General features: G+C 60.3%; 1 protein-coding gene and 2 pseudogenes. 1 reads left to right on the top strand and 2 read right to left on the bottom strand.

Translation table 11 applies throughout. The features are described 5' to 3' along the window. Positions 1-85 precede the first annotated feature (85 nt). The gene (locus tag CG471_RS31885; protein WP_218964306.1) at positions 86-373 is read left to right on the top strand and encodes a zinc-binding dehydrogenase; all 288 of its coding nucleotides are present in this window, start codon (positions 86-88) and stop codon (positions 371-373) included. A 281-nt stretch (positions 374-654) separates the two neighbouring features. Here CG471_RS31885 and CG471_RS29680 read toward each other — a convergent pair. Together CG471_RS29680 and CG471_RS29675 are read right to left on the bottom strand one after the other, a co-directional pair. Next, positions 655-963: pseudogene (locus CG471_RS29680) on the bottom strand (IS21 family transposase); the annotation flags it as partial. A 102-nt stretch (positions 964-1,065) separates the two neighbouring features. Beyond that, positions 1,066-1,955 (bottom strand): annotated as a pseudogene (locus CG471_RS29675) (IS3 family transposase); the annotation flags it as partial. Positions 1,956-2,078: the final 123 nt, after the last annotated feature.

Below are 2,078 nucleotides of genomic sequence, written 5' to 3'. Positions count from 1 at the left end.
AGATGCCACCACGTGAGTGGACCATGGCGAAGGCGCAATTTGCCGTGATCTTCGGCGAACGTTTCATCAGAGCCATGGCGGCCTGATGATCAACCGCCCGGCCGCACACGGAAATCCTGACAGTCCCATCGAGGCATGGGGCAAAAACGCCGCATATCACTTCGTTTTCACACGTCAGAATCGAGGCAAGCTTGATCTGCTTACCGACCTCGCGGAACGCGATCTCGTTCGACCCGTCGTAGGTGCTGTTCTGCCACTGGCCCGCGTCGGACAGGCGCACGAACTTTTAGAGGGCAGGAGCGCCTATGCGCTTCGTGGGAAGGTGGCAATTGACGTAGTGGGAGACACCGTCTCTCTCCCGCCCCGCCGCTAACCGCCGACAATTCAGTGGCCCTCTCCTAGGTGTCGATCGCAAGGTTCGCGCAACCTTCAAGGTGTTCTCGCGTGCGGCCATGTCGCCGATGTCTCAGCGGAAACGCTGCCACATCGGCGCGCAGGCGTCATCGGGAAGGTCTTTCACACGACTACGTGCCGTTCTCTCTTCGAAACCCCGGGGTCGTCGCAAGCATCGCCTCGCGGCAGTCGCGTCGAACTCGGCCGAGATCCACTCCCAAGTGATGGCGTGCTGCGGATGAGCGGACTGCCGCTGTTTCGACGGACAAAGGCGGCCACCCGGTTATAGGAGCCATCGTAACCCAGCTCCACCAGATCCACGTAGAGTTGCTTGGCGGTCCGCTTCTGCTTGCGGGATTTCTTGGATTCCACCCGCAGCCAAGCCGACAGCTTGTCCGCGAAGGGATCGAGTTTGCTGGGGCGCACCGGAACCTTGAAACTGGGCTCCACCGCATCGGAACGCAGGTATTTGCGAATGGTGTTGCGCGATAGGCCGGTCCGTCGCTTGATCTCCCGAATGGAAATCTCCTGCCGGAAATGCCATCGGCGGATCACACTGAGTAAGTCCATGTTGATCACTCCAAGACCCTCCGACTGACAGCCGGAGGGGAGGGAAACATGGGTCAATTCTCAGTGGAAACTTATAGCGCCCCCGGGTCACTTCTCAGTGGCAATCAACACCCTGGCCTCAGCGAGGCTGTAGAAGATCTCGCCGTTGAGCAGTTCGTCGCGAAGCGATCCATTGAAGCTTTCGTTATAGCCATTCTCCCATGGTGATCCCGGCGTGATGTAGAGCGTCGTCACGCCGATCTGCCCCAGCCATTTCTGGACGGCGGTCGCGATAAATTCGCTTCCGTTGTCGGACCGTATATGTGCCGGAGGACCGCGAGAAATGAACAGGTCAGCCAGCGCCGCCAGCACATCCTCGTGTTTGAGCTGCCGGGCAACGATGAGTGCCAGGCACTCCCTGCTGGCCTCATCGATGATGGTCAGGATCCGGAACTTGCGGCCATCGTGCGTGCGCCCTTCGACGAAGTCGTAGGCCCACACATGCCCGGGATACTCAGGCCGTAGGCGGATACATGATCCGTCGTTGAGCCACAGGCGTCCCCGTTTGGGCTGGCGCAGCGGGACCTTCAATCCTTCGCGTCGCCATATCCGCTCGACCCGTTTGTGGTTCACCGTCCACCCCGCATGGCACAGCAACGCCGTCACCCGGCGGTAGCCATAGCGACCATATTGCTTCGCCAACGCGATGATGTCCTCCGTGAGCGCCTGTTCGTCATCCGCCCCACGCGGCACCTTGCGCTGTGTCGATCGATGCTGCCCTAGCACCCGGCATATCCGCCGCTCGGACACCTGGATCGGCAGATCTCGTCGTACTTGCTCGATGCAGCGCCGCCGCCGCGCGGGGCTCAGAAGTTTCCCTTGGCAGCTTCCTGCAGGATCAGCTTGTCCAGCGTCAGATCCGAGATCGCACGACGCAGCCGCTGGTTCTCCTTCTCCAGATCCTTCATCCGCCGCGCCTGATCGGTCTTCAGGCCGCCATATTCCTTGGGCCAGCTAATGGGATGGACGGCTCTCCCACCCCGGAGCATCGTTGTGCAACCGGCAGTCGAAGGAGAGGAATGATGACCATCGATGTACTTGGTATTGATCTGGCGAAGAATGTCTTCCAGCTGCAT

This window comes from Sphingobium sp. IP1, assembly GCF_002708645.1.
GTDB lineage: Bacteria > Pseudomonadota > Alphaproteobacteria > Sphingomonadales > Sphingomonadaceae > Sphingobium > Sphingobium yanoikuyae.
This window is presented reverse-complemented; position numbering and strand designations above follow the sequence as displayed.